The 1125-nt window shown below is 42.6% G+C and carries 1 protein-coding gene; it reads left to right on the top strand.

Annotation, left to right across the window (positions count from 1 at the left end; genetic code table 11):
- Positions 1-190 precede the first annotated feature (190 nt).
- Positions 191-1125, top strand: a 935-nt coding sequence (locus KDK16_RS04340) for an LD-carboxypeptidase (protein ID WP_257274839.1), incomplete at its 3' end; no start/stop codon positions are given.

The raw sequence follows: 1125 nt of genomic DNA, 5'->3' as shown, positions 1-1125 counted from the left end.
AGCGACAGCGGCTTTCAGCCTGTAAGAGGTGTTTCATGGCTAAAAGCAAGCTCATACAAGTAATGAAAGAACCTGGTTAGCGCCCCTCCAAAGACGACATAACCTTTGATAAAACCTGCTGGAAAGGTGAGAAATTCAAAAATAAGTGAGGGGAAGACTCGGAAAACAAGACCTCCTGCTGGAGTAAACTATGAAAAAATTATTATTTATTATTGTATGCTGGCTTATTACCAGCCCTGTATTGGCATTACCAACTATTAAACCGCCCCCTCTGAATAAAGGCGATACCGTTGCCTTCATTTCCAGTGGCTTTCGTGTTAATGACGCTCAGGATGTGCAATTTGCAACAGAGCGACTTCAGGCATTGGGATTGAACGTTATCTATGGTAAAACGATTTTTCAACAGAGCGGATATTTTGCGGGTACTGATCAGGCACGTGCTGCTGATATTAATGACATGTTTGCCAACCCGGAAGTTAAAGCCATTATTGAGTTACGTGGTGGCTGGGGGTCGGCCAGAACACTGGAGTATCTCGACTTTCCTTTAATCAAAAAGAATCCCAAGATTTTTATGGGTTTTAGTGACATTACCACCTTGCTGTTAGCCATCTACCAGAAAACTGGCTTAATAACGTTTCATGGCCCGATGGCTGCGGCTTTTCCCTGGACGCAATACACCGTCAATTATTTGGAGAAAATTCTCTTTCAAGGTAATGCCATTACTATGGGTAACCCGATCATCAAAAGCGATGATTTAACCCGGACTATTGCGCGAATTCAAACTATTCACCCTGGCATTGCCACAGGGGAAATTCTGGGGGGCAACTTATCCGTGTTAGTTTCCATGCTGGGAAGCACCTATTTACCCAGTTTTAAAAATAAAATTCTGTTTTTGGAGGACACAGGTGAAGATGTTTATCAAATTGATCGCATGTTAACCCAATTACAAACTGCCGGTATTTTAAAAGAAATCTCTGGCTTTATTTTTGGTCAATGTACACATTGTAATGCCAAGGTTCCTTATGGCTCTTTCCGCTTGCAGGAAGTGCTGGAACAACACATTTCACCCTTGCAGATTCCAGCCTGGAATGGGGCAATGATTGGCCACCAGGATAATATATTTAC

This window comes from Endozoicomonas sp. SESOKO4 (assembly GCF_024606275.1).
This window is presented reverse-complemented; position numbering and strand designations above follow the sequence as displayed.